Source organism: Delftia sp. WY8 (assembly GCF_018437695.1).
In the GTDB taxonomy this organism is placed as follows: Bacteria; Pseudomonadota; Gammaproteobacteria; order Burkholderiales; family Burkholderiaceae_C; genus Comamonas; species Comamonas tsuruhatensis.
In genome coordinates this window covers 787,279-813,150 of record NZ_CP049795.1, presented here as the reverse complement: position 1 = coordinate 813,150, position 25,872 = coordinate 787,279, and the positions used below count along the sequence as shown (strand labels likewise).

Annotated in this window: 22 protein-coding genes, 3 pseudogenes and 1 other annotated feature; of the genes and pseudogenes, 14 read left to right on the top strand and 11 right to left on the bottom strand. The window is 60.3% G+C overall.

Going from position 1 to position 25,872, the window contains the following annotated elements:
* Positions 1-10: 10 nt before the first annotated feature.
* From merD to G4D77_RS03520, 6 genes and pseudogenes are all read left to right on the top strand, one after another.
* Entirely contained in the window at positions 11-376 is a 366-nt protein-coding gene (gene merD / locus G4D77_RS03545) for a mercury resistance co-regulator MerD (protein WP_000995360.1), read from the top strand.
* Positions 373-609 carry a broad-spectrum mercury transporter MerE gene (merE, locus tag G4D77_RS03540; protein WP_003132004.1) on the top strand — a complete coding sequence of 79 codons (237 nt, stop codon included), beginning with the start codon at positions 373-375 and terminating at the stop codon, positions 607-609. The genes merD and merE overlap by 4 nt, the downstream gene beginning before the upstream one ends.
* Entirely contained in the window at positions 606-1,595 is a 990-nt protein-coding gene (locus G4D77_RS31035) for a DUF3330 domain-containing protein (RefSeq protein WP_003132006.1), read from the top strand. The genes merE and G4D77_RS31035 overlap by 4 nt, the downstream gene beginning before the upstream one ends.
* 130 nt (positions 1,596-1,725) lie before the next feature.
* Positions 1,726-1,965, top strand: a complete 240-nt coding sequence (locus G4D77_RS03530; RefSeq protein ID WP_502762158.1) for a recombinase family protein — start codon at positions 1,726-1,728, stop codon at positions 1,963-1,965.
* Positions 1,966-2,183: 218 nt separating this feature from the next.
* Positions 2,184-2,579, top strand: a pseudogene (locus tag G4D77_RS03525) (SulP family inorganic anion transporter); the annotation flags it as partial.
* Between the two features lie 147 nt (positions 2,580-2,726).
* The gene (locus G4D77_RS03520; protein WP_003158660.1) at positions 2,727-5,642 is read left to right on the top strand and encodes a Tn3-like element IS1071 family transposase; all 2,916 of its coding nucleotides are present in this window, start codon (positions 2,727-2,729) and stop codon (positions 5,640-5,642) included.
* 231 nt (positions 5,643-5,873) lie between these two features.
* Here G4D77_RS03520 and G4D77_RS03515 read toward each other — a convergent pair.
* The 6 genes from G4D77_RS03515 to G4D77_RS03490 form a co-directional block, all read right to left on the bottom strand.
* A protein-coding gene (locus G4D77_RS03515) for an IS3 family transposase (protein ID WP_122974833.1) occupies positions 5,874-7,108 on the bottom strand; the annotation gives its coding sequence in 2 pieces (ribosomal slippage) (positions 5,874-6,826 and positions 6,826-7,108; 1,236 coding nt in all).
* Positions 6,714-6,830: a sequence feature (AL1L pseudoknot), on the bottom strand. Its footprint overlaps the gene before it by 117 nt.
* 319 nt (positions 7,109-7,427) lie before the next feature.
* A complete protein-coding gene (gene tphA1I / locus G4D77_RS03510; RefSeq protein WP_034369195.1) occupies positions 7,428-8,438 on the bottom strand; it encodes a terephthalate 1,2-dioxygenase reductase TphA1I in 1,011 nt (336 codons plus the stop codon).
* Between the two features lie 9 nt (positions 8,439-8,447).
* Entirely contained in the window at positions 8,448-9,395 is a 948-nt protein-coding gene (tphBI, locus tag G4D77_RS03505) for a 1,2-dihydroxy-3,5-cyclohexadiene-1,4-dicarboxylate dehydrogenase (protein ID WP_034369198.1), read from the bottom strand.
* Positions 9,392-9,856, bottom strand: a complete 465-nt coding sequence (gene tphA3I / locus G4D77_RS03500) for a terephthalate 1,2-dioxygenase terminal oxygenase subunit beta TphA3I (protein WP_034369201.1) — start codon at positions 9,854-9,856, stop codon at positions 9,392-9,394. Before tphA3I ends, tphBI begins: the two co-directional genes overlap by 4 nt.
* A complete protein-coding gene (gene tphA2I, locus G4D77_RS03495) occupies positions 9,853-11,094 on the bottom strand; it encodes a terephthalate 1,2-dioxygenase terminal oxygenase subunit alpha TphA2I (protein ID WP_034369204.1) in 1,242 nt (413 codons plus the stop codon). Before tphA2I ends, tphA3I begins: the two co-directional genes overlap by 4 nt.
* A gap of 15 nt (positions 11,095-11,109) precedes the next feature.
* On the bottom strand, positions 11,110-12,078 hold the full coding sequence (locus G4D77_RS03490; RefSeq protein WP_034369207.1) for a Bug family tripartite tricarboxylate transporter substrate binding protein: 969 nt from the start codon (positions 12,076-12,078) through the stop codon (positions 11,110-11,112).
* 109 nt (positions 12,079-12,187) lie between these two features.
* Here G4D77_RS03490 and G4D77_RS03485 point away from each other — a divergent pair, with 109 nt between their 5' ends.
* Both G4D77_RS03485 and G4D77_RS03480 read left to right on the top strand, forming a co-directional pair.
* Positions 12,188-12,955: an IclR family transcriptional regulator domain-containing protein gene (locus G4D77_RS03485; protein ID WP_034369210.1), complete on the top strand. Its 768-nt coding sequence runs from the start codon at positions 12,188-12,190 to the stop codon at positions 12,953-12,955.
* 115 nt (positions 12,956-13,070) lie between these two features.
* Positions 13,071-13,685: pseudogene (locus G4D77_RS03480) on the top strand (DDE-type integrase/transposase/recombinase); the annotation flags it as partial.
* Here the strand turns inward: G4D77_RS03480 and G4D77_RS03475 are convergent.
* Positions 13,645-14,178 (bottom strand): IclR family transcriptional regulator, encoded by a 534-nt coding sequence (locus G4D77_RS03475; protein WP_242608422.1) that lies wholly within the window; start codon positions 14,176-14,178, stop codon positions 13,645-13,647. The pseudogene G4D77_RS03480 and the gene G4D77_RS03475 sit on opposite strands and share 41 nt — an antisense overlap.
* Positions 14,179-14,427: 249 nt before the next feature.
* Here G4D77_RS03475 and G4D77_RS03470 point away from each other — a divergent pair, with 249 nt between their 5' ends.
* From G4D77_RS03470 to G4D77_RS03460, 3 genes and pseudogenes are all read left to right on the top strand, one after another.
* The gene (locus tag G4D77_RS03470) at positions 14,428-17,343 is read left to right on the top strand and encodes a Tn3-like element IS1071 family transposase (RefSeq protein ID WP_003158660.1); all 2,916 of its coding nucleotides are present in this window, start codon (positions 14,428-14,430) and stop codon (positions 17,341-17,343) included.
* A 143-nt stretch (positions 17,344-17,486) separates the two neighbouring features.
* Positions 17,487-17,726: pseudogene (locus tag G4D77_RS03465) on the top strand (Tn3 family transposase); the annotation flags it as partial.
* Between the two features lie 99 nt (positions 17,727-17,825).
* Positions 17,826-18,023 carry a hypothetical protein gene (locus G4D77_RS03460; RefSeq protein WP_063570105.1) on the top strand — a complete coding sequence of 66 codons (198 nt, stop codon included), beginning with the start codon at positions 17,826-17,828 and terminating at the stop codon, positions 18,021-18,023.
* 190 nt (positions 18,024-18,213) lie between these two features.
* Here the strand turns inward: G4D77_RS03460 and G4D77_RS03455 are convergent, their stop codons facing one another.
* Together G4D77_RS03455 and G4D77_RS03450 are read right to left on the bottom strand one after the other, a co-directional pair.
* On the bottom strand, positions 18,214-20,085 hold the full coding sequence (locus tag G4D77_RS03455; RefSeq protein ID WP_154834640.1) for a DUF2075 domain-containing protein: 1,872 nt from the start codon (positions 20,083-20,085) through the stop codon (positions 18,214-18,216).
* Entirely contained in the window at positions 20,082-20,456 is a 375-nt protein-coding gene (locus G4D77_RS03450; RefSeq protein WP_016448215.1) for a nucleotide pyrophosphohydrolase, read from the bottom strand. The genes G4D77_RS03455 and G4D77_RS03450 overlap by 4 nt, the downstream gene beginning before the upstream one ends.
* A 319-nt stretch (positions 20,457-20,775) precedes the next feature.
* On the opposite strand from G4D77_RS03450, the gene G4D77_RS03445 reads away from it, so the two are divergent.
* Both G4D77_RS03445 and G4D77_RS03440 read left to right on the top strand, forming a co-directional pair.
* On the top strand, positions 20,776-21,918 hold the full coding sequence (locus G4D77_RS03445) for a protein NO VEIN domain-containing protein (RefSeq protein WP_016448214.1): 1,143 nt from the start codon (positions 20,776-20,778) through the stop codon (positions 21,916-21,918).
* A 157-nt stretch (positions 21,919-22,075) separates the two neighbouring features.
* Positions 22,076-23,362: a M16 family metallopeptidase gene (locus G4D77_RS03440; RefSeq protein ID WP_154836385.1), complete on the top strand. Its 1,287-nt coding sequence runs from the start codon at positions 22,076-22,078 to the stop codon at positions 23,360-23,362.
* Positions 23,363-23,429: 67 nt separating this feature from the next.
* Here G4D77_RS03440 and G4D77_RS03435 read toward each other — a convergent pair whose 3' ends face one another.
* Both G4D77_RS03435 and G4D77_RS03430 read right to left on the bottom strand, forming a co-directional pair.
* Positions 23,430-23,822, bottom strand: a complete 393-nt coding sequence (locus tag G4D77_RS03435) for a 5-carboxymethyl-2-hydroxymuconate Delta-isomerase (RefSeq protein ID WP_154834639.1) — start codon at positions 23,820-23,822, stop codon at positions 23,430-23,432.
* Between the two features lie 12 nt (positions 23,823-23,834).
* Entirely contained in the window at positions 23,835-24,815 is a 981-nt protein-coding gene (locus G4D77_RS03430) for a Bug family tripartite tricarboxylate transporter substrate binding protein (protein WP_154834638.1), read from the bottom strand.
* A gap of 105 nt (positions 24,816-24,920) precedes the next feature.
* Here G4D77_RS03430 and G4D77_RS03425 point away from each other — a divergent pair, with 105 nt between their 5' ends.
* On the top strand, positions 24,921-25,865 hold the full coding sequence (locus G4D77_RS03425) for a LysR family transcriptional regulator (protein WP_227740785.1): 945 nt from the start codon (positions 24,921-24,923) through the stop codon (positions 25,863-25,865).
* The last annotated feature ends 7 nt before the right edge of the window (positions 25,866-25,872 follow it).

Below are 25,872 nucleotides of genomic sequence, written 5' to 3'. Positions count from 1 at the left end.
GAGGTGTTCAATGAACGCCTACACGGTGTCCCGGCTGGCTCTTGATGCCGGGGTGAGCGTGCATATCGTGCGCGACTACCTGCTGCGCGGATTGCTGCGCCCGGTGGCGTGCACACCAGGCGGCTACGGCTTGTTCGATGACGCCGCCTTGCAACGGCTGTGCTTCGTGCGGGCGGCCTTCGAGGCGGGCATCGGCCTCGACGCGCTGGCGCGGCTGTGCCGGGCGCTGGATGCGGCGGACGGCGACGAAGCGGCCGCGCAGCTTGCCCTGCTGCGTCAGTTCGTCGAGCGTCGGCGCGAAGCGTTGGCCGATCTGGAAGTGCAGTTGGCCACCCTGCCGACCGAGCCGGCACAGCACGCGGAGAGTCTGCCATGAACAACCCCGAGCGCTTGCCGTCCGAGACGCACAAACCGATCACCGGCTACCTGTGGGGCGGACTGGCTGTGCTGACTTGCCCCTGCCACCTGCCCATCCTCGCTGTCGTGCTGGCCGGCACAACCGCCGGTGCTTTCCTCGGCGAGCATTGGGTCATCGCGGCGCTCGGTTTGACCGGCCTGTTCCTTCTGTCCCTGTCGCGGGCGTTGCGGGCATTCAGGGAAAGAGAATGAGCGCTTTCCGGCCGGATGGATGGACGACGCCGGAACTGGCCCAAGCGGTCGAGCGCGGGCAGCTTGAACTGCACTACCAGCCCGTCGTCGATCTGCGCAGTGGTGGGATTGTCGGCGCGGAAGCCCTGTTGCGCTGGCGTCATCCGACGCTTGGACTATTGCCACCGGGCCAGTTCCTGCCCGTGGTCGAATCGTCCGGCCTGATGCCTGAAATCGGCGCTTGGGTGCTGGGCGAAGCCTGCCGCCAGATGCGTGACTGGCGAATGCTGGCATGGCGACCGTTCCGGCTGGCCGTCAATGTTTCGGCGAGCCAAGTGGGACCGGACTTCGACGGGTGGGTAAAGGGCGTGCTGGCTGATGCCGAGTTGCCCGCCGAGTATCTCGAAATCGAGCTGACCGAATCGGTCGCGTTTGGTGATCCGGCGATCTTCCCCGCCCTGGACGCCTTGCGGCAGATCGGTGTGCGCTTCGCCGCCGATGACTTCGGGACGGGGTATTCCTGTCTGCAACATCTGAAGTGCTGCCCAATCAGCACGCTCAAGATCGACCAATCGTTTGTCGCCGGGCTCGCCAACGACCGCCGCGACCAAACCATCGTGCACACCGTGATTCAGCTTGCGCACGGGCTGGGCATGGATGTGGTGGCTGAAGGCGTGGAAACATCGGCGAGTCTTGATCTATTGCGACAAGCGGACTGCGACACAGGACAAGGCTTCCTGTTCGCGAAGCCAATGCCGGCGGCGGCATTCGCCGTCTTCGTCAGTCAATGGAGGGGTGCCACCATGAATGCAAGTGACTCGACCACCACCAGTTGCTGCGTGTGCTGCAAGGAAATCCCGCTCGATGCCGCCTTCACCCCGGAAGGCGCGGAATACGTCGAGCACTTCTGCGGGTTGGAGTGTTATCAACGCTTCGAAGCGCGTGCCAAGACAGGGAACGAAACCGATGCCGATCCGAACGCCTGCGACTCGCTACCGTCAGATTGAGGCATACCCTAACTTGGCGTCAGACCATCCGGCGCTAAATCGTCAGAATAGAGTTGCCTTCCGAATTGATTGACATGCGCCGTCAAGGGTCATAGATTTCTTCCTGACACATTTCCCTCAGGAGGATACCTTGCACGGTCAGCGCATCGGTTACGTCCGCGTCAGCAGCTTCGACCAGAACCCAGAACGGCAGCTCGAACAGATCCAGGTGGATAAAGTGTTCACCGACAAGGCGTCGGGCAAGGACACACGGCGGCCCGAACTGGAACGGCTGCTCGCCTTCGTGCGCGAAGGCGACACGGTCGTATGCGTCCGGGCAAGTCATCTTGACTGTGAGCCGGGGGCTGAGTCGAGGCTGAAGGCGGGGTAAGTACAATGACGCGGTGCAACATACCCTCGCAGCCTCTCTCAAGCACCCGGTGTTCTACCCGGGCTGGAGCCTGCCACGGGGATTTTTCTGCTCGGTGACTCCACCGTAGTTCCCCTGGGCCGCCACGCGCCCTACGTGCTTCGCCTGACCAGCATCAGTTGGTCACACCCCTCTTGCAGAGCTTCCCGCCTTCGCATCACAGCGAGGGCCATCTCCCTATGTCACTTCAAACACTACGCCAGGACTGGCTGTCCAACGTGCGCAACGACCTCCTCGCGGGTCTGGTTGTCGCCCTCGCCCTCATCCCGGAGGCGATTGCCTTCTCCATCATTGCCGGGGTGGACCCCAAGGTGGGTCTGTACGCCTCCTTCTCCATCGCCACCATCATTGCCTTCACTGGGGGCAGACCGGGGATGATTTCTGCCGCCACGGGTGCCATGGCGCTCCTGATGGTGTCGTTGGTGAAGGACCACGGTCTGGAGTACCTGCTGGCCGCCACGGTGCTCACCGGGGTCCTTCAGGTCATCGCTGGGTGGGTCCGTCTGGGTGCCTTGATGCGGTTCGTGTCGCGGTCGGTGGTGACGGGCTTCGTGAACGCCCTCGCCATCCTGATCTTGGGGTCTCCTCGTTTTCAGTGCAATAAGTGACGGTACGAAAAGCTAGCACTGGCGCGGAGGTGGTGTTGGTAGATCGTTGATTTCATTGACTTTCCTGTTCGCTTTGTAAACGGGTATGGTGGCCTCCCACTTTTGAGGTTCACGATGCAGGGTTGGCACACAACGTTTTTGGGGATGCGTGGGCTCCCCCGCGATATCAGCGACTTCGAGATGAAGGCATTTTTCACCTTCGATGGTGCCGAGCGCGACGCAATCAATGCACGCCGAGGTGATTCCCACAAGCTTGGTCTGGCGCTCCATATTGGTTTCCTGCGCATGAGTGGGCGTTTGCTCGGTGCCTTTCGGGTAATTCCAGTAGCCTTGTGGCGCCACCTTGGCAACGAGCTTGGCATTGCAGCACCAGAAGTCGCCTCGCTGAGAGCCATGTATGAACGCGGGCGCACGCTATTCGATCACCAACAAGTAGCCTGCACGGTCCTTGGATTCCAGTGGATGAGCGAGCACCAGCGCCGCTCACTGGTACGTGAACTGCGCGACGAAGTGGCGCGCTGCGCCGACCGCGATCAGCTACTCGTGCGGGCGCGTCAATGGCTGTACAAGAACAAGCTGGTGATCGTGCACGAGCGGGCAATTCGGACACTGATTGCGGCGGCACTTGCCCAGCTTGAAGTTGAAACAGGCACCGCCATCGCCGCCAGCGTTGATCCAGCAACACTTGATCGCTGGCGAGCCTCAGTTTCAGAGCTGCGCCCAGATGGACAAACCCAGCAGAGTTGGCTATGGGCTGCACCGGCGAAACACTCAACCCGCCAAATCAGCGAGGTACTGGAGCGCATCGACCTGCTTTACACGCTGGACGTTCATAAGCACCTGGCAGACATCCCCGATCTCATCTTGCGCCGCTACGCGCGCCGACTTGTCTCCAGGCCGCCCTCAGCCGGAGCCAAGATCAAAGAGCCAGCGCGCACCGTGGAGGTCGCATGCTTTCTTCGGTATTGCCTGTTCACCACCACAGACCAGTTGATCCTTATGGTGCAGCGCCGGATCGCCGATCTGTGGCGTCAGGCTGCCGCCGATGTCCCCGCTACCGTCAATTGGGCCGCAATGTACAAAACGCTGCTCGGCGAACTTGTTGCCTTGAGCGCGCAAGGTGCGGTGCCAGATGCTGAGTTGCGTGCCCGTCTTGAAGCCTTGATCACCGAAACCCAGAAACGCAAACCACCGAGCAGGGCCTCCCTGGTCCGCGAGGGATTGATTGATGGAATTCGCCCCGTGCGGTCGTTGCTCGTCGCCATTGCAAAGCTGCCCTGGCAGGCCACCGGCGAGCATCCTGCCATCGAGTACCTTGCCAAGCTGCAAGCTTTATATCTCAAAGGATCCAGAAAGCTGCCAGTTGAAGTGGTGGCACCAAGTCTGGGAATGATCTGGCAGGTTTCGATCTCCAGCCCAGACCGGGAACGGGCGTTTCAGGCGTTGGAGGTGGCCACCCTGTTTGCCCTGCGCCGCGCGGTGCGCAATGGCTCGGTCTGGATTGAGCACAGCCTGAGCTTTCGGGGTCGTGCGCGCTTGTTCTTCACGGACGAGCGTTGGCAGGCAGAGTCCAAGAAACACTATGCCCGTCTATCGTTACCCAGCAAGGCTGCCACTTTCTTGAAGCCTTTGCTGGCCAGAGTAACTGCCGGTGTCGATGCGGTGGCCGCTGCAGCCCGCAGTGGCGTACTGCGCGTGGATGATGAACTCCATTTGTCGCCATTGCCCGCAGAGGACGAAGACCCAGAAGTGACCAAGCTGCGCGCGGCTTTGGATCACCGCATCGGTGAGGTTCAATTGCCGGAAGTGATTCTGGCCGTTGACGCCCAGGTGCGCTTTAGCTGGATCATGCTCGGACGTGAGCCGCGCTCTACCGACGAGCTGCTGATGGTCTATGCCGGCATCATGGCCCACGGCACCAGTCTGACTGCGGTCGAATGCGCGCGCATGATTCCGCAATTGTCTGCCACCAGCATTCGCCAGGCCATGCGCTGGGCGCGGGACGAACGGCGTCTGAGCCAGGCCTGCCAGGCTGTGCTGGAATTCATGCAGCGACACCCGATTGCCGCCACCTGGGGGCGGTCCGATTTGGCATCTTCTGACATGATGACCATGGAGACCACCAAACGGGTGTGGCAAGCCCGGCTTGATCCTCGGCGCAACACACCTTCCATTGGAATCTACTCCCATGTAAAAGACCGGTGGGGCATCTTCCATGCGCAGCCCTTTGTGCTCAATGAGCGCCAGGCGGGCGTGGCCATTGAAGGTGTCATCCGCCAAGAAAAGCTGGAGACCAGCCAGCTTGCTGTGGATACCCATGGCTACACCGACTTTGCCATGTCACATGCCCGTTTGCTTGGTTTTGATCTTTGCCCGCGGTTGAAGGAACTCAAACAGCGCCACCTCTTTGTGCCACGCGGCACCAAAGTGCCCGCAGAAATCGCTGCGGTGTGCGAAGCCAATGTCGACGTCGCTTTGATCGAAAAGCATTGGGATAGTCTGGTGCACCTGGCAGCCTCGGTCATGAGCGGACATGCCAGTGCGGTGGCAGCTCTTGCGCGGTTCGGTTCTGCCGCCCAGGGCGATCCAATCTATGAGGCTGGCGTGCAATTGGGGCGGTTGCTGCGTACGGCGTTTTTGGCTGACTACTTTGTCAAGGACGCTTTCAGGAACGAGTTGCGCCGGGTGCTCAATCGGGGCGAGGCTGTTAACGCCCTCAAGCGCGCCATTTATACCGGCCGGATCAGCCCGGCGCAGGCCAAACGTGTCGATGAAATGCAGGCTGTGGCCGATGCGTTGAGCCTGATGGCCAACATCGTGATGGCGTGGAATACCTCACAGATGCAGGCGGTCCTGGATCGCTGGTCGAACCGCCGCCAGGTCATTCCACCGGAACTGATCGGGAAGATTGCGCCCACCAGGCTGGAGAGCATCAACTTGCGGGGTGTGTTTCGCTTCCCGGTTGACCGCTATGCTGACCAAATCCTGCCTTCGCGGCCAAATGCATCGATAACTGGCACCAATGGATGAAACCGACCACGGTTTGACGCCACGAATCGCAGATTTGAAAGTGAACAGGAAAGTCAATGAAATCAACGATCTACCAACACCACCTCCGCGCCAGTGCTAGCTTTTCGTACCGTCACTTATTGCACTGAAAACGAGGAGACCCCATCGAGCAAGCGGTAGAGGGTCGGCCGGCTCAGGTCGACCCGCTTGAGCAGTTCTGAATCGCACCGGGTTTTGAGGAGGCCGATTGGTTTAAGTTGACACCTCTGCCGAGGTGTCGCTGACGGCTAGTTGCCTCCAGTAGTTTGCCTCAGCTTCTGCCGGAGGGATGCCCCCAATCGGCGTGAGTAGTCGGACATGGTTGAACCAGTGCACCCACTGCAAGGTGGCCAGCTCCACGGATTCCCTGGTCTTCCAGGGGCCCCGGCGGTGAATCAGCTCGGCCTTGTACAGACCGTTGATGGTCTCGGCCAGCGCGTTGTCGTAGCTGTCACCCCGGCTGCCCACCGAGGGCTGTATGCCCGCCTGGTCCAACCGTTCGGTGTAGCGGATGCTGACGTATTGACTGCCCCTGTCGGAATGGTGCGTCAAGGCATGGGCTGCTGGCTGGCGGGCATACAGCGCCTGCTCCAGCGCATCCAGCACGAAGTCCGTTTGCATGCTGCGGCTGACCCGCCAGCCCACGATGCGCCGGGCGTACACATCCACCACGAAGGCCACGTACAGCCAGCCCTGCCAGGTGGAGACGTAGGTGAAGTCCGATACCCACAGCTCGTTGGGACGGCTGGCCTTGAAGTGCCGGTTGACGTGGTCCAGCGGGCACGGCGCTGATGTGTCAGGCGTGGTGGTACGTACCGCCCTGCCACGGCGAGCCCCTTGCAAGCCCATGGCACGCATCAGTCGCTCCACAGTACAACGTGCCACCGGGATGCCCTCGCGGTTCATCTGCAGCCAGACCTTATCGGCCCCGTAGACCTGCCAGTTGGCATGCCACACGCGCTGGATGTCCGCCTTCAAGCACTCGTCACGCTGGGCGCGTTGACTGCGCAGTTGCGGGTTACGTTGCCGGGCTGCGTGGCGCCAGTAACACGATGGGGCCATCTGCAGCACCCGGCAGATGGGCTCGACCCCGTAGTCGTCACGGTGGCGGTCGATGTAGTTCTTCAAGACTTCAATCGGCGGTCGAGCTCCGCCTGCGCAAAAAACGCGCTGGCCGTCTTCAGGATGTCGTTGGCCCGGCGCAGCTCCTTGACCTCACGTTCCAGCTCCTTGATGCGCTGGGCTTCTGACGTGGTGGTACCGGCACGCTGGCCGCTGTCGACCTCGGCCTTCTTGACCCAATCGTTCAAGGTCTGCGGCACGCAGCCAATCTTGGGGGCTATTGATTCAATGGCTGCCCACAGCGAAGGGTAGTCGGCTCGGTGCTCCTGCACCATGCGTACGGCACGCTCGCGCACCTCGGGCGAGAACTTGTTTGACTTGGTCATAGCTCCATCTTCTCAAGTGTTGGAGCCTCCTCAAAACCCGGGGCGATTCAAGAACGATCAATGAAAGCTGCCAATTGATCAAGCTGATCTGGCGCTTGAGAGAGACATTGGCGCAATGCGCCTGAGAGAATACCCATCAATGAAAAAGGCAACGTGTAAACACGTTGCCTTTTAGCTCATCTAGAGGCAGCTGAACCTTAACTGACTGGCATTAGGCATAAAGCCCCTTTCAGTGTTTATCAAACATTCCCCATCAAGTCACTCGCAAGCTCAGCCTCCGTCATATCCCGCCGTGTTGATATCGCATGAATAGCTACTTCTAGTGGCTACCAGTCGGGCTCGTCGCAAAAACATCCGCGTGGAAGTCCTGTGCTAACAGGCCCATATCGGAAGCTGCTGTGCGCACTGATTGAACCAGGGAGGGTGAGCCACAGCAGTGCACCACATGATCGTGCAGGTTGCCAAAGTGTGTGCGTAGCGCGTCATCCACCCGACCTGCGTGAGCATCCGCAGGCATATCGCCTAGGTCGGTGATGGCTGCAATGTAGCGAAACTGTGGCCAGACTTTGCGCCACTTGTCGATGGCGCTAGGAAGATACAGGCCCGAGGGGTTGCGAGCCCCCCAGATCAGCGTTATGTCGCGCTGAACCTTGCGTTTGGCTAAGTCATCAAGAACGGATTTAATGGGCGCAAATCCCGTGCCACCTGCAACGCAAATCAGGGGCCTGGTGTCGTCAGGCTTCAGTGCGATGCTGCCGAATGGCAGTTCAATATCTAATGTGTCACCAGACTTCAACTGCTGGACGATAGTGCTGAAGCGGCCACCCGGTACATGCCGGATATGCAATGTGACACCATCACTCTCATGGGGTGGATTGGCCATAGAGTAGCTGCGGCTTTCCCCGTCGTCGAGGTGAATCAGCAGGTATTGGCCGGCTTCAAATTTGGCGCGCTTGCCCGCAGGCAGGCGCAGGCGCAGCAGCGAGACATCGGGTGCCGCCAGTGTATTGCTGTACACCTTGGCCGTAAAACGTTTGCGGGCTTCCGGGTCGAGGCGGCGAAAGGAGCTCGGCTGAATACGGATATCGCTGGCGGCGGTGCAGCTGCACAGCAATACCTGCTCCGAGGTGCAGAGTTCGCTGCGCACGGCCATGCCATTGAAGGAAGTAATATTTCCATCGAGCAGGGTGCTCGCACAATTGCCACAGCTACCTTTGCGGCAGGAATAAGGTAGTTCGATGCCAGCCTGCAGGGCCGCATCCAGCACGGATTGCCCGGGCGCGCAGGGGAACGCGATATCAGAGTCGTGGATATGGATTTGGTGATTCATGGAAGGGCCTCAGACCTGTTGGGCTCCGAGCAGGGCGATCGTGCGCAGGAGGGCCGTGGAGTCAGCCACGCCACGGCCTGCAATGTCCATGGCGCTGCCATGGCCCACACTGGAAAGCACCACCCTGCCACCGATGGAGAGTGCGCTGGCTCCGTTAGGTGCCAGCAGCTTGATGGGGATATGGCCCTGATCGTGCAGCATGGCTACATACAGGTCGTGCTTGCGCTGTGCCAGAACCATGTCAGCTCCCATGGGGCCGTCTACTGCTAGGCCGCGCTTGCGCAGTGTCTCGACAGCGGGAACGGTGATCTGGGAGTCCTCCAGGCCGAACAACTGTCCTTCAGATGCATGAGGGTTGATCCCGAGTACAGCGACTTTTGGTTTAGGTACCCCGAGTAAGGTGCATGTCTGCACGGCAGCCTGCGCCGCGTTGACCACCAACTGAGGAGAGAGCCGCTCCAATGCGCTGCGCACGCTTTCATGCAAAGTGACATGCACTATGCGCAGGCCAGCTCCTACCAGCATCAGGAATACCTGGTCTTCGTTCATGTCAAGAACATTGGCGAGCAAAGATGGGTAGCCGCTGAACGCTATGTCCGCGCGGTGAATGGCCGTTTCATGGTGGGGGCAGGCGATGACGGCGTCGACTTCGCCGTTTTCGCACGCCCGGATGGCTGCTGTTGCAGATTGCACCGTGGATAGGCCTGCCTGCGGGGTGATCTCTCCCCATTGCACTGGTTGTGCCAGCGAGCCGGCTTCCTCATGAATGAGGTCTTGAAGAAGGGGCTCCATTTGGCAGATCTGCGCTGCTTGTTCAAGAGCGCTCCACGGTCCATAGACCTTGATCAGGGATCTTTCGGCGGCAGACAACTGCTGAAGAGCTTTCAGTGCAATTTCAGGGCCAATACCGTGGGGATCGCCGATGGCCAAAGCCAATCTACGGTGCACTATTGTCATAGCGGCAATGCCATCAGTGTGTCCGTCACCGTGCTGTCGCAAACCGCGATGCGTTCTTGCAGGCGTAACTTGCCATCGATCGTGGTGAATTTGTCGAGGTACTCACCGCTGGCAAAGACCTCTGTTTCCCCTGTATGCATGATGCGCAGCACCATGAACGGCGTGGAAGCACTGGCCTGTGTTGCATCGCCTGACTGGATCGAAGGCAGACCCAGAATATGGCGATAGCGATGGCGCTCGTAGATATTGGCTTCGCGCAGCGCAGAAATTCGGTCGGTGAGCATGTCCTGTGAATCCGCCCAGACAATGCCGGCAGCAAGCCCTTCAGCATGATTGTCGACATTGGTGACGCGATAGTGGCAATCCTTCGTGAAGAAGGTTGGCCATTGCTCCATGGCGTCACTGTCTATGGTCTTCGCGTAAGCGGCATTGAAGGCCGCGATTTGAATTTCATTGATCATGCTTGCATCTCCTGTCCCATGTGCTTGCGGTAGGCTTTCCAAAAGCCGCGTACCGAGGTTTCCGTGGCGCGGCCCTCGCTAGAGCCTTCGTGGTCTCCGCCCATCTCGATGACCGCGTCAAGGTCGGCCGCACCTGCGATGCCGCGCTGAACGAATCCACCGACAGCTCCGTCTTCCATGGAAATGAATCCGGCCGGGCCGATGAGGTTGGCCTGTTTGAGTCTGACCTTGCGCTGCTCGGGACTGTCATCTGCATAGCCGAGATAGGTCCAGTTGAGTTCCGAGCTGGAGATGCTCTTGGGCAACAACTGACGCACGGCGATGCTGTTCTGAATCTGCTGCAGCACAAAGCCAGGGAACACAGAAAGGATCTGCAGAGTCACGCCGTCCTCGAACTCCTCGAAGCCCTCTAGAAGGCTGGGATCTTTGAGCCGGTAACGCTCGTTGTCGGTGCGGATGGCCTGGTCCTTGTACGAGTCGTCTTTGGCGCTACGATCGATCATGGAATAGCTCACATGGTGGCCACCCGACTCGTCGACGATGACGCCGCCTTTTTGTGAGAGGCGATTCAGCTCGAAGGTGGTGAAGAACATATGCAGGAGGCTGGCGTGATAGCTGTCCTTCACGTTCTCGAAGTAGAGCTTCCAGTTGTTAGGCAGCTTTTGCGTGAAGCGACCGATGACTTCTACGGGCTTGTGCAGCACGCGCTCTATGCGCTCGCAAATCTCAGGGCCAAGGTAATCCTCAATGCTGGGTACATCCTCGGAAAAACTGCCAAAGACCAAACCGCAAAAGACAGCTACACGGAGCTTGCGCGGGCCATGCTCTTCTTTGCAGAACGAGGCCGGCATGCCACCCTGGCCCTTGACGCCTTTCTCGAAGGCAACGCCGGTCAGATCTCCCTGTCGGTTGTAGCTCCAGGCGTGATAGACGCACTGGAAACTATCCGCACGGCCCGATTTTTCCAGCGCGATGAGCGCGCCGCGATGCGCGCAGCGGTTCTCGAAGGCATAGATTTCCTGGTCGGCATCCCGCACGACAACTATCGGTGTTTCACCAACAAAGGTCGTGCGGAAATCACCCGCCTCGGGGATTTCAGATTCCAGGCACAGGTAGTTCCAGACCTCGCCGCGATAGATGCGCTGCTGTTCCTGATCAGCATTGGCTGTGTCGGTATAGATACCGAAAGGCACGCGCGTATTAGTGGCCCCATGCCACTGGATGATGGATTCTTGCATGTTGATTCCTAAGGGTTAGAGCTTGACGTTGGCGGCCTTCAGCACCTTCTTCCACTTCTCGGTTTCCTGGCGGATGAACTGAGCAGTCTTGGTGGGATCCCAACCGCAGGGCACGGCACCCTGTTCCAGAAAGTGCTTGCGGATGTCATTTGATGACAGAGCCTGGGCCATCTGCTTCTGAAGCCTCTGTGCGATTTCTGCACTCGTGCCTGGGGGAGCCACAACAGAAAAGAAAGTCAAGGCTTGCATGGCGGGCCATTGCTGCTCGGCGAAAGTGGGGACCTGGGGCAATATTTGAGACCGCTGCTCGTCGGCAACGGCCAGAATGCGCACCTTGCCGGCCTGGTGGTAGGTGGCCGACGAGCTGATGTTGTCGAAAAACACATCCACATTGCCACCGATCAGGTCAATCAGTGCCGGGGCTGTTCCCTTGTAAGGGATGACAGTCAGTTCAGTGCCAGTCAGCTGCATAAACATGGCAGCAGTCAGGTGAGATGTGGAGCCGTCGCCTTGCGTCGCCACAGTCACTTTTTTGGGATTGGCTTTGGCGTATGCAATGAACTCGCCAAGTGACTTAACAGGCAGCTTCGGGTTGATGACCAGGGCGTTGGGCACTGTGGCCAAAATCGTCACCGGTACCCAGCGAGTCGGGTCAAAGCTGAGCTTCTGATAGAGGTTGTGGTTGATGGCGATGGGCCCCGGAGGGGAGGCCAGCACAGTCATTCCGTCCGGCGGTGCCCGGAACACTAGATCGGCACCGATGTTTCCACCAGCCCCGGGCTTATTTTCAATGATCACGCCACCTGCGTAGTCCGCGCGGATTTTTTCGGCTACTAGGCGCGGCAGTACATCGGCGGTACCTCCCGCTGAGAAAGGCACGACGATCTTGAGAGGTTGATTTGACTGAGCCAGGCTACCTGTTGCAGCGACCGCAGCGGCAATGCCGATCAATGCTTCGCGTCTGCGAATGGATGCGTTGCGCATCTTGTCTCCTTCTTGTGTGGGGAACTGCAGTATGGGGATGTCGTACTTTGTGTTAAACCTGTTTTTGCGCTATGCGCAAAAATGTTGAAAACACCTTGATTTGATCGCTATGCAGGACAAGAACTTTGTGGAATCGCTGCGCAAGGGATTGGGGGTACTGACTTGCTTTGACCGTCGGCATACCCGGCTCACGCTGTCGGAAGTGGCCAGGCTCACGCAGTCCACACCAGCATCGGCCAGACGTTCACTCAGCACGCTGGTACAGCTTGGCTATCTAGAGAGTGACGGGAAGCTGTTCTGGATGCAGCCCAAGTCGCTGCTGATCGCCTATTCATTTCTGTCATCGCGCCCCATGCCTGCGTTGGCCCAGCCGCTACTGGACGCACTGTCGGAGCGCACCAGAGAGTCCGCTTCGCTTGGTACTTTGTTGGAAGACGATGCCATCATCATTGGCCGTTCGACCGCACGGCGCAGCTTGAGCACGGGCCTAGGAATAGGATCTAGGTTGCCGGTGTACTGTTCTGCGATTGGTCGGGTGCTGTTGTCAGGACTCCCCCAGCAGGAGGCGCGTGCAAGGCTGGAGATGATTGAGCGGATGGCTCTGACCCATCAGACAGTGACTGACTTGGAGGAGTTGCTGGGTCTGCTTGATACTTGCCGGCAATCCGGATGGTCATGCAGCGATGGAGAGTTGGAGCTGGGTGTGCGCTCCATGGCGGCGCCAGTGCGCGACCCTCAAGGCAACACAATTGCTGCCATGAGCATTGCAGTTAGAGCAGAGAGACTCAGCATGAGCGAGTTCAAAGAGACTTTTTTGATGCCGCTGAAGCGCGCTCGCAATGAGTTGGAAAAAAAGTTGTATCCGCAAGGGATGTAATGCGCCACCATGTCTTTGCCTAGCGCAGCGGCTGAGGCTCGGGTTTGCGCCGTCCTTCCGATGTCGGGCGCATGCGCGGGGCGTGCAGTTGTTCCTGATCGGACCGGGCAAGCCCAAGCCTGAGAGCGAGCACAAACCCTTCAAGGCGTATGAGCCTGGCTATGTGCATGTAGATGTGAAGTACCTGCCCCAGATGCAAGATGAGGACAAGCGCCGCTATGTCTTTGTTGCCATTGATCGGGCCACACGCTGGGTGTTCATTGATATCAAGCAACACAAGACGGCAGCGTCCGCCAAAGCCTTCTTGGCCGCCGTCCGCAAAGCTGCAGCATTTAGGATTCACACCATCCTCACCGACAACGGCAAAGAGTTCACAGACCGCTTGTTTGGCAGTCGCACTCGCCAGCCCACAGGCGAGCACGAATTCGTCCAGCTATGCCAAGCACTGGGGATAGAACATCGGCTCACCAAGCCCAGGACGCCAAAAACCAACGGCATGGTCGAGCGCTTCAATGGTCGCCTGAATCAAGTACTGCGCTCGCACCACTTCAACAGCGCAGAGGATTTGGAGAAGACGCTGCACAGGTTTGTCTGGCTGTATAACCACCACTTACCGCAAAAGGCACTGGGACACGAAGCCCCAGTTCAAGCACTCAAAAAATGGAAGATGAAAGCACCTGATTTATTCGTCAAGAACGTGCGCAATCATCCGGGACCTGACAATTCTTGAATCCCAATGCCGCCGAAAGCTGTGCAGCCTCTTCCCTTAACAGCGCGGCATAGCCCTGCACAACCTCTTCGTCGAGTCTTGCGCTGGGACCGAATAGCCCTAGCGATCCCACCACGCGGCCGCTGCTGTCGAAGAACGGCGCAGCAATAGCGACAGCGCCCTCAATCAGCTCATCGCGACTGGTGGCGTAGCCTTCGAGGCGAATCTGCTTGAGCTGTTCGGTGCACCGCTTAGCTTCGGCGGCGTTTTCCGCGCCATAAGCGCTAAGGTCTTGCTTGCTCACGTTCAGCCATGCCAGGATCGAGCGACCACTGGCGCCCCGCACGAGCTTCTCGCGATAACCTACGCCCCGCTTGAAGCTCAGAGGCTGCGTGCTGGGAAGTTCGGCAACACATATCCTGAAAGCACCCTCATGTACGTGCAGGGAAATGGTCTCGCGGGTTTTCTCCCACAGGCGGCGCATCATGGGTTGGGCAACGGTTTCGTAGCTCATGCCTGCGGACCAGGCATGAGCCATCTGAGCGACTGCCGGGCCGAGCCGGAAACGCTGGGGTTCGCCCTCGGAAACGAGAAACCCCTTGGTATTGAGCGTATCGAGGGGTCTCCTCGTTTTCAGTGCAATAAGTGACGGTACGCAAAGCTAGCACTGGCGCGGGGGTGGTCTGGGTAGACCGTTGATTTCATTGACTTTCCTGTTCGCTTTGTAAACGGGTATGGTGGCCTCCCACTTTTGAGGTTCACGATGCAGGGTTGGCACACAACGTTTTTGGGGATGCGTGGGCTCCCCCGCGATATCAGCGACTTCGAGATGAAGGCATTTTTCACCTTCGATGGTGCCGAGCGCGACGCAATCAATGCACGCCGAGGTGATTCCCACAAGCTTGGTCTGGCGCTCCATATTGGTTTCCTGCGCATGAGTGGGCGTTTGCTCGGTGCCTTTCGGGTAATTCCAGTAGCCTTGTGGCGCCACCTTGGCAACGAGCTTGGCATTGCAGCACCAGAAGTCGCCTCGCTGAGAGCCATGTATGAACGCGGGCGCACGCTATTCGATCACCAACAAGTAGCCTGCACGGTCCTTGGATTCCAGTGGATGAGCGAGCACCAGCGCCGCTCACTGGTACGTGAACTGCGCGACGAAGTGGCGCGCTGCGCCGACCGCGATCAGCTACTCGTGCGGGCGCGTCAATGGCTGTACAAGAACAAGCTGGTGATCGTGCACGAGCGGGCAATTCGGACACTGATTGCGGCGGCACTTGCCCAGCTTGAAGTTGAAACAGGCACCGCCATCGCCGCCAGCGTTGATCCAGCAACACTTGATCGCTGGCGAGCCTCAGTTTCAGAGCTGCGCCCAGATGGACAAACCCAGCAGAGTTGGCTATGGGCTGCACCGGCGAAACACTCAACCCGCCAAATCAGCGAGGTACTGGAGCGCATCGACCTGCTTTACACGCTGGACGTTCATAAGCACCTGGCAGACATCCCCGATCTCATCTTGCGCCGCTACGCGCGCCGACTTGTCTCCAGGCCGCCCTCAGCCGGAGCCAAGATCAAAGAGCCAGCGCGCACCGTGGAGGTCGCATGCTTTCTTCGGTATTGCCTGTTCACCACCACAGACCAGTTGATCCTTATGGTGCAGCGCCGGATCGCCGATCTGTGGCGTCAGGCTGCCGCCGATGTCCCCGCTACCGTCAATTGGGCCGCAATGTACAAAACGCTGCTCGGCGAACTTGTTGCCTTGAGCGCGCAAGGTGCGGTGCCAGATGCTGAGTTGCGTGCCCGTCTTGAAGCCTTGATCACCGAAACCCAGAAACGCAAACCACCGAGCAGGGCCTCCCTGGTCCGCGAGGGATTGATTGATGGAATTCGCCCCGTGCGGTCGTTGCTCGTCGCCATTGCAAAGCTGCCCTGGCAGGCCACCGGCGAGCATCCTGCCATCGAGTACCTTGCCAAGCTGCAAGCTTTATATCTCAAAGGATCCAGAAAGCTGCCAGTTGAAGTGGTGGCACCAAGTCTGGGAATGATCTGGCAGGTTTCGATCTCCAGCCCAGACCGGGAACGGGCGTTTCAGGCGTTGGAGGTGGCCACCCTGTTTGCCCTGCGCCGCGCGGTGCGCAATGGCTCGGTCTGGATTGAGCACAGCCTGAGCTTTCGGGGTCGTGCGCGCTTGTTCTTCACGGACGAGCGTTGGCAGGCAGAGTCCAAGAAACACTATGCCCGTCTATCGTTACCCAGCAAGGCTGCCACTTTCTTGAAGCCTTTGCTGGCCAGAGTAACTGCCGGTGTCGATGCGGTGGCCGCTGCAGCCCGCAGTGGCGTACTGCGCGTGGATGATGAACTCCATTTGTCGCCATTGCCCGCAGAGGACGAAGACCCAGAAGTGACCAAGCTGCGCGCGGCTTTGGATCACCGCATCGGTGAGGTTCAATTGCCGGAAGTGATTCTGGCCGTTGACGCCCAGGTGCGCTTTAGCTGGATCATGCTCGGACGTGAGCCGCGCTCTACCGACGAGCTGCTGATGGTCTATGCCGGCATCATGGCCCACGGCACCAGTCTGACTGCGGTCGAATGCGCGCGCATGATTCCGCAATTGTCTGCCACCAGCATTCGCCAGGCCATGCGCTGGGCGCGGGACGAACGGCGTCTGAGCCAGGCCTGCCAGGCTGTGCTGGAATTCATGCAGCGACACCCGATTGCCGCCACCTGGGGGCGGTCCGATTTGGCATCTTCTGACATGATGACCATGGAGACCACCAAACGGGTGTGGCAAGCCCGGCTTGATCCTCGGCGCAACACACCTTCCATTGGAATCTACTCCCATGTAAAAGACCGGTGGGGCATCTTCCATGCGCAGCCCTTTGTGCTCAATGAGCGCCAGGCGGGCGTGGCCATTGAAGGTGTCATCCGCCAAGAAAAGCTGGAGACCAGCCAGCTTGCTGTGGATACCCATGGCTACACCGACTTTGCCATGTCACATGCCCGTTTGCTTGGTTTTGATCTTTGCCCGCGGTTGAAGGAACTCAAACAGCGCCACCTCTTTGTGCCACGCGGCACCAAAGTGCCCGCAGAAATCGCTGCGGTGTGCGAAGCCAATGTCGACGTCGCTTTGATCGAAAAGCATTGGGATAGTCTGGTGCACCTGGCAGCCTCGGTCATGAGCGGACATGCCAGTGCGGTGGCAGCTCTTGCGCGGTTCGGTTCTGCCGCCCAGGGCGATCCAATCTATGAGGCTGGCGTGCAATTGGGGCGGTTGCTGCGTACGGCGTTTTTGGCTGACTACTTTGTCAAGGACGCTTTCAGGAACGAGTTGCGCCGGGTGCTCAATCGGGGCGAGGCTGTTAACGCCCTCAAGCGCGCCATTTATACCGGCCGGATCAGCCCGGCGCAGGCCAAACGTGTCGATGAAATGCAGGCTGTGGCCGATGCGTTGAGCCTGATGGCCAACATCGTGATGGCGTGGAATACCTCACAGATGCAGGCGGTCCTGGATCGCTGGTCGAACCGCCGCCAGGTCATTCCACCGGAACTGATCGGGAAGATTGCGCCCACCAGGCTGGAGAGCATCAACTTGCGGGGTGTGTTTCGCTTCCCGGTTGACCGCTATGCTGACCAAATCCTGCCTTCGCGGCCAAATGCATCGATAACTGGCACCAATGGATGAAACCGACCACGGTTTGACGCCACGAATCGCAGATTTGAAAGTGAACAGGAAAGTCAATGAAATCAACGATCTACCAACACCACCTCCGCGCCAGTGCTAGCTTTTCGTACCGTCACTTATTGCACTGAAAACGAGGAGACCCCTACCGGGCTAGCGGCCTCAATCTGGTAACGGCTGCCGTCGTGTTGTGGAACACGGTCTATCTGGAACGGGCTGCGCACGCGCTGCGTGGCAACGGCCATGCCGTTGATGACGCGCTGTTGCAGTACCTGTCGCCGCTCGGTTGGGAGCACATCAACCTCACCGGCGATTACCTCTGGCGCAGCAGCGCCAAGATCGGCGCGGGCAAGTTCAGGCCGCTACGACCGCTGCAACCGGCTTAGCGTGCTTTATTTTCCGTTTTCTGAGGCGACCCCTTGACTGATCGGCTGGGAGGGAGGTGGATAGACTTCTGGTTTTTAGAACGTCGCTATGGTGTCAGCATGAAACTGAACGAAGAAAACGAACCGTTCTTCATCACCGAGGACATGGCCGCCGAGATGGCTGCTGCCGGCTACGAGTTCAAGCCTCCCGGCCATGCCAGAACGAAGAGCGTCCGCGACCTGTACGGATGGCAGCCTGGGGAGACTCTGGAGCAGGCCATTGCCCGTCAACAGCGAAGGCAGTGTTCATCCTCTTGATCTGAGCATGGCATTATTCATGGCATTAGTTGGTTGCCGTATTGTAAGTCATTGATATTTAACATGGTTTTGTGACTATAGATAATCGAGTGGGAATGATTGCGCAATAGGAAACGGCCGGGGTCGTCCGGCCGTATTTCCGAATCAAGCCCGCGGCACTGCGGGCTTTTTTCTGCCCGCCCGCCGTTGTTCAGTGGGATGCTGGAATAGCCGAATGCTCGCGCAGGTATGCCCTCAGCTTCGCGTCCGTGGCATACACATAGCACCCCTTCATGCCACGGGTCATCAAGGTGCGATAGGTGTTCTTGATGATGCTGTCCGCCAGCCGTGCGGCCTCGGCAGGCTGCTCCTTAGTCATCTTCACGAATCCCTTCATGGTCTTGTCATGTCTGTCCCTGGCTCGGGGCACTGCCACCAGCGTGTCGCCCATGATGGCCAGGTCTGGCCCGATGATGACTCCCACATAGTCCACTTCCAGCCCCTGGCAGGTGTGTATGCAGCCGACCTGTGCCACAGAGTTCGGTGCCACGATCCAGAGGCTGCCGTCCTGGTCCAGATTCCATTGGCGCTCGTAGTCTCCGATGACTACGTCCATAAGCTTGGGATTCTTCTTGCTGTTCCATGGCCAGCAGTAACCAGCCACAACGCGTGCCCGGTTGTTGGCGTTCTTCGTCTCGATGGCCTTGTGCAGATCCGAGGGGTCGTCAAACACCTGAAAGTCAAACGGAATATCTGCAAGGCTAGGGTTGGCGGTAGTTCGGATCTGCAACGTATGGTCTACCCAGGCCAGATAGCCGTCGGAGCCGGCGCACCGAAATTGGGAAGTCAGCGAATATTCCTCTACCTCAGCATTCCGCTCGGCTGCAAACTTGCGGATGATCTCCTTGGAACCTACATCCTTGAGAGTCACGCGCTGGTCTTCGTCGATGAAAAAGATGCTGCACTTGGCAGCTTCTATCAGCTCCTTGACCTGATGGGTGCCCAGATTCCCATAGAAGCCGCTTTTTTCGGTTAGGCGATGTGCTTCGTCCACGACCAAGACATCAAAGGCATCCTGCACGGTTTCCGTGAAGGAGCCTGATCCGCCGAAAAGATTGACCAGATGTGAGTTGTCGCGCGTCTGTATCAGCTTGTCGCTATAGACAGCGCGTGGGGCAGCGTTCTTGGAAATGTATTTGACGGTCAAGCCTTCGCGCAGAGCCGCAAGCAGGTTGACGGCGATCACCGACTTGCCGGTTCCAGGACCGCCCTCAATGATCAAGACGCGAGGCCTGCCGCTGGCGCTGGCCTGGCGGCATGCCGCCTTCGCAGCCTCGAACACTTCCTTCTGGTCGTCGATTAGCGCGAACTCGCTGTTGCCCTTCAGCAGCTTGCCGACCACATCCGCCAGCGCTTTGGATGGTCGCATCCTTCCTCGTTCAAGATCGAACAGCACCTGGCGGCCTCGGCCATGCCGGATGTGCTGTTTGATGAACTCGCGGAGTTTCTTGCGGTCTTCATCGCCTTTCAGGAACAAAGGTGCCCGCTCGATATAGGGCTGGTACTGGGGGGAGTCGATGATGCCATCGGCGGCATAGTTGTGCAGGTAGGCGCAAGGCTTCAGCTGCAGCCCGCCGTCATAGATGGCCTCGTTGAACCCCTCCAGAAATGCCGTGTACGACCACGCCTGGTAGCTGGGGTGAATGCGCGCCTGGTCAGGGCGCATTCCACCGCGCAAAAGCACGATGGCATCGCGGTCGGTGGCGCCGACCGATGACCATTGCTTGAGTTCGACCACCACCAGCCGTCGAGAGCCGTCGTCGGCATGTCCGGCAAGAATGACATCGATGCGTTTTGACGATTGCGGCAGGATGAATTCGACAGCGACCCCGATGTCGGGTGCGATTTCCGGGTCACGCAGAAGGCGGGCAATGTAGCCCAGCGACTCGCGCCATGATCGGATCTCCGCCTTGGCTACTTTGCGGTGAGTCGCTGCCTGGTACTTCGCGTAGATGACGTCTTCAATATCGCGTTCGTCGTAGTCGAGCAGGAATTGTGTCTTCTCGGCCTGATAAACGATCATGGCTCAGGCAGCTGGTCGTATTTGGTGCTGACGCCGCGCGACGCCTCGACAGGGTATTTGGCGGCGTTGGAAGCCAGCTTGCTGGCGATGGCTGCGTTGAGGTCCACGTCCAGCACATCCGCCAAGCGGATGAGGTACAGGGCGACATCGGCCAGTTCGTCGCGTACCGCCGAGGCGGTTTTAGGATTCGAGGCGGCCGAATGAGAGTCGGCCTCGGTCATCCATTGGAATATTTCGGTCAACTCGCCCACCTCGCCCGAGAGAGCCATGACCAGATTCTTGGGTGAATGGAATTGTTGCCACTCCCGCTCTTGCGCAAACTGCCTCAGCGCGTGTACCGCGCCCGTCACGTCAATCAGACTTTTGTCCACATCCAGACCCTTTCGGAACGGATTGTTACCTATTCTCCAGTTCTTAGGACTCAGAGACCTGAAGTATCGCTGCGCCTAGGAAAATTCTGAACCTGGGCGAGGCTTGGATGTAAGAACTAGCCGCCTGATTCCCAGGCCAGGTGCAAGCACTTGCGCGCAGACAAACGGAGTCCAGTGTTCCCCATGAAAGACATGGCTGCTACCAGACCAAGCATGCGTTTGTAACGTAAAGTACTATTTCTTTGCAATTTGCTGTGTGCTGCTGCGGACCTAGCCCGTGGGTATTGATTCCGCATGAAGATACTTCTCCCAAACGCTGATGGCTGTTGAAATCTCTCGCCTTCAAAGTCCTGCGGCCGTTCAGGCGGCGTTGGACGAGTTTTCACGTCTTGGTCGGACGGCATTCCTGAAGCGATACGGATTTGGAAAATCGCGCGATTTCTTGGTTCGCAATGCAAGAACCGGGCAGCTATGCGACTCCAAGGCCATCGTCGGAGCTGCGTTCGGCCATCAGTTCCCGCAGGAGGGACCGCTCAAGCCGACTGATTTCTCCGGTGGAGAGGCCACCGTCGTTCCTCGATTGCAGCATCTGGGCTTCGATGTCGTGCGCATTGGTGAAGACTGGACCTTCGATGAGGTGCAGGCCACGGTCGCGTCATATTTCGAGATGCTTTTGCTGGAGGCCGAGCAGCAGCGCTACACCAAGACCGAATTCAATGCGCAGTTGCGCCAGCGGCTGCGTGAGCGCAGCAAGGGATCGGTGGAGCTGAAGTTCCAGAACATCAGCGCCGTCCTGCATGACCTGGAGCTGCCCTTCATCCGCGGCTACAAGCCCCGGAGCAACGCTCAGCTTCTGTTGCGTCAGGCGGTGCAGCAGTTCGTCCTGAATCAGCCGGGCCTGGTTTCCCGTGTGGTGGATGCGATGGAGGAGGTCAAGACGTCTGCTGAGCAGAGTTTTCATGCCTGCCTGGTTGAACCGCCTGCGCTGGAGACAGTGGCGCAGTTAGCGAAAGACGGCGCCAAGGTCAGATTTCCACGCAAGACGAACTGGGCCCAGCGGGATGAAGCCAACCGGCATCTTGGCCGTGCCGGAGAGCAGTGGGTCATCGGATTCGAGCAGCGGCGACTTGTCCATGCCGGGTATCCGGAGCTTTTCCAGCAGCTGGACTGGGTGTCTGACCGGCTCGGCGACGGGAGCGGCTACGACATCCTCTCGCATGAGCGGCCCGGCGAGCATCGCTTCATCGAGGTCAAGACCACCAATGGCGGGCATGCCTCGTCCTTCATCATCAGCCGCAACGAACTGGATTTCGCAGCAGAGGCCGGGGATGCCTTCCATCTCTACCGGGTTTTTCAGTTCCGGGAGGAACCAAGGCTCTACATCCTGAACGGGCCGCTGGCGGACCAGCTGCACCTGGAGCCCATCGATTTTCGGGCGTCGTTCCGGCGCCTGGTGGGCTAACGCGCAGGTCGGCCGGGCCAGAGCTCCCCGCAGCTTTGATCACAGGCACATGAAAGAGGGCTGAAGAGGGCTGCCCTGCGCATCCTCTGGAGCGCGACGACAATAGCCCATGATTCAAGAAAAGCCCCTGGCGGCAACCGAACTGGAGCGGCCTGCCATGGCCTTGCGCACTCTTGCGAACGGAGTCCGGCTGCTGGCGCTGCCCATGCCGCACTTGCAGAGCGTCAGCGTGGGCGTGTTCCTGCGCGTGGGCTCCCGCGACGAGACCTCCACCAGCAACGGGATCAGCCATGTGCTGGAACACATGGCGTTCAAAGGCACGCACACGCGTTCCGTGCAGGAGATCAACCTGGATGCGGAGCGGCTGGGCGCGGAGGTCAACGCCTTCACCGGCAAGGACATCACCGGCTATTTCATGACCGGCCTGGGCTGGCATGCGCAGGCCTTGCTGGGAATGATTGCGGACATCGTGCTGAACAGCGTGTTTCCCGAGCATGAGCTGCAAAGGGAGCTGCAGGTGATCCGGCAGGAGGCCATCGAGTACGAAGAGGACCCGGAGGACAGCGCCGGCGATCTGCTGGACCGCGCCATCTGGGGCGACGACCCCATGGGCATGCCGGTGATCGGCACGGTGGCCAATATCGAAGGCTTCACCCGGCAGGATCTGGTGCGCCATGTGCAAACCCATTACGTGGGAGAAAAGACCGTCGTCGTCGCGGCCGGAAACTTCGATGTGCCGGCCTGGCTGGAGCAGGCGGCGCAGCTGTTCGCCGGCATGCCTGCGTCGGCCGATCCCGCTGTGGCGCTGCCCCCTCAGCCCGCAAAGTATGTGGGGCAGGCCCTGGCGCAACGCTTCACGCAGGTGTCCCAGGTGTTCGTGAACCTGGCCTATCCCCTGGTGTTCGAGCAGCTGCAGGGCGAGCACCCGCAGCGTGCGCGTCTCGTGGCCTCGCTGGCGGCCCATCTGCTGGGCGAGGGGATGTCGTCGCCCCTGGTCGATACCGTGCGTGAACGGCTCGGACTGGCCTATACGGCCTATGCGGCGATGGAGGGCGGTGACGTGTGGGCCAATTTCATCGTGCATGCCGTCACGACGCCGGACAAGCTCGAAGCGCTGGTGGCTGCGACAGGCGGCCTGCTGCGCGCCCAGGCTGCCGGCATCGACCCCGTGCATCTGGAGCGGGCCAAGAACCAGCTGGCGGTCTCGCGGGTGCGTGCGGGTGAGCGGACCTACGCCACCATGGAGCGGGCTGTCGAGGACCTCTTTGCCCATGGCAGCGTGACGTCCGTGGCCGAAACGCTGGCGATGATCGATGGCATCGGGGCCGAGGAAGTGCGCAAGGTCTTCGAGCGCATGCTGGCCCACCCTCCAGCGGTGGCCATCACCGGCAAGGGCGCCAATGCCCGGACCGTGCGGCAGCTGGCCGCAGGCCTGGCGGCCTGAGCCGGCAGCGCGCGATCAGCGGCTAGCGGCCAGCGGCCAGCCGCAACACATGGCGCTTTTCCCGTTGTCATGGAATTGGGGGAGCGGACTGCGGCGCGTTCCATTGCCGCTTGAGGTAGTGCGACTTCGGGTGCTCCTGCAGGAACACGCAGCACTGCACCCACGCCGCTGACTCCGGGTGCGCGTCGACGGCGCGCGAGAGATGCTCGAACACGGCCTCGGCCATGGCCGAGCACATCTGCGGCGGGCGCGGGTTGGTCAGCGTCAGGGTGGCGATCAGTTGCTGCGCGTGGGGGTCGTCGCCGCACAGTCCGACGGCGATGGGGGCCACGCGCGACTTCAGGTCCGCGAGCCGTGCCCATCCGCGCTCGGCCAGCGCAAGGTGCATGGCGTGCAGGACCGGCTCCCACTGGATCGACGGGAGCAACGATGGCGATACCTCGATGGCGATGTGCGGCATGGGGCGGCGCCTTCAGTCGAGCTTGATGCCGACTTCGCGGATCAGCGTCTGCCAGCGTGCCCGCTCGCTGTCCAGCAGGCGTGCGAATGCCTGGGGCGAGTTGTCGATGGGCACCGAGCCGAGTTCGGCCAGCCTGTCCTGCGTGGCCTTGGCCGCCAGCGCCGCGCCCATGTGCTTGACCAGCCAGGCCTTGCGGTCGGCCGGGGTCGCGGCGGGCGCGAGAAAGCCGTACCAGCCGCTGATCTCGGCGTCCACGCCGGATTCCTTGAGCGTGGGCACGCCGGGCAGCGCGGGAATGCGCCTGGCGGACGTCACGGCCAGCGCCTTGAGGCGCCCGCTTTGCACATGCTGCAGGATGGCCGGCGTGGCTTCGAACACCATCTGCACCGTGCCGCCCAGCACGTCGTTGAGTGCAGGCGCGGAGCCGCGGTAGGGAATGTGCAGGATCGAGGTGCCGGTCTGGCGCTTGACGAGTTCTCCCGCCAGGTGCTGCGGCGTGCCGTTGCCGGCGGATGCGTAGGAGAACTTGCCCGGGTTCTTGCGCAGCCATTCGAGCGCCTCCTTGGCCGTGGTCGCCGGGAAGGAGGGATGCACGGCCCAGATCAACGGCACCGAGGCGGCCCATGCCAGCGGTGTGAAGTCCTTGGCCGGATCGAAGTTGAGCCTGGAGTACAGCGCCGGGTTCGCGGCCATGGGGCCGAGTGCGCCCAGCAGCAGCGTGTAGCCGTCGGCCTCGGCGCGTGCTGCCGCCTCCGTGCCGATGTTGCCGCCCGCACCGCTGCGGTTGTCGACGATCACCGTGCTGCCGCTGTCCGACTGCAAGGCATTCGCCATCAGGCGGGAGACGGCATCGGTGGTCGCACCTGCCGGATAGGGGCAGATGATGCGGATGGGCTTGGAAGGGAATGCCTGCGCGCGCGCCGAGGGGCTTGCGCCCAAGGCTGAAATGGCCGTCGCCGTGCTGGCGTACTGAAGGAAGTTGCGTCGTTTCATCGGTGCTCTCGTGACCAGAGTTGTCTCGTGGCCGTAGTGTCGGCAGGCCCTTGTTTCTTCGCAATTCGCATTTTCTGGCCGCGCCTATCGGATAATCCGATGGCCATGTCCGCACGCAGCCGCGACCCCCTCGATCTCGTCTCATTGCGCCAGTTGCGCTACTTCGTGTCGGCGATGCGGGCGCACAGCTTCAGTGCGGCATCGCGCGATGCCTCGATCTCGCAGGCGGCGCTGTCGGAGCAGATCGCCTTGCTGGAATCGACCCTGGACGTGCAGCTGTTCGACCGTGCGAGCGGGCGCGCCGTAGCCACTGCCTCCGGACATGAGCTCGACCGCCGGGTGTCGGCCTGCCTCAGTGAGCTGCAGGCGGCGCTGCGCGACGTGCAGGCGCGTGCGAGCACCGTGGCGGGCCTGGTGCGCATCGGCCTGGTGCAGTCCTACGCGGGATGCTGGGTACTGCCCGTGGTGCGCAGGGCCCAGGCGCAGTGGCCGCAGCTGGCGATCGCACTGCGCAGGCGCACCGCACAGGCCTTGGTGGAGGGCGTGTTGCGTGGCGATTTCGATCTCGCCGTCAGCTTCGATCCGGAGCCGCATGCCGATCTGGAGATCCTGGCCTGCTTCGACGAGCCGGTGGTGGCCGTGGGATTGAAGCCCCGCCGGCGGCGACGCCTGCTGGAGCTCAGCGAGGTCGCGAACCACCCCCTGGCCTTGCTGCCAAGCGAATACGCCATGCGCCGCCAACTCGACAACGCCTTTGCGGCGCAGGGGCTGAAGCCGGGCGTGCATCTGGAGTCCGATACGCTGGAGGACCTGGTGCATGCCGCCCGTGAAAACGGCATGGTCGCGCTGCTCAACGGTGCCGCGGCAATGAGCCTGGACGTGCAGGACGCAGTCCCGTTGGCCGAAAGAAATCTGGGCCGGCAAGCCTGCCTGGTGCGCTCGCGCAGCCGTCACCACGGCTTTGCCGCCCAGTACGTATGGGACCAGCTGTCGGCGGCAACCCCCACGCTGCCGCCAGCGTGGGGGCGGCGCGTTGCAGCCGCGCGCTAGTCGTCGG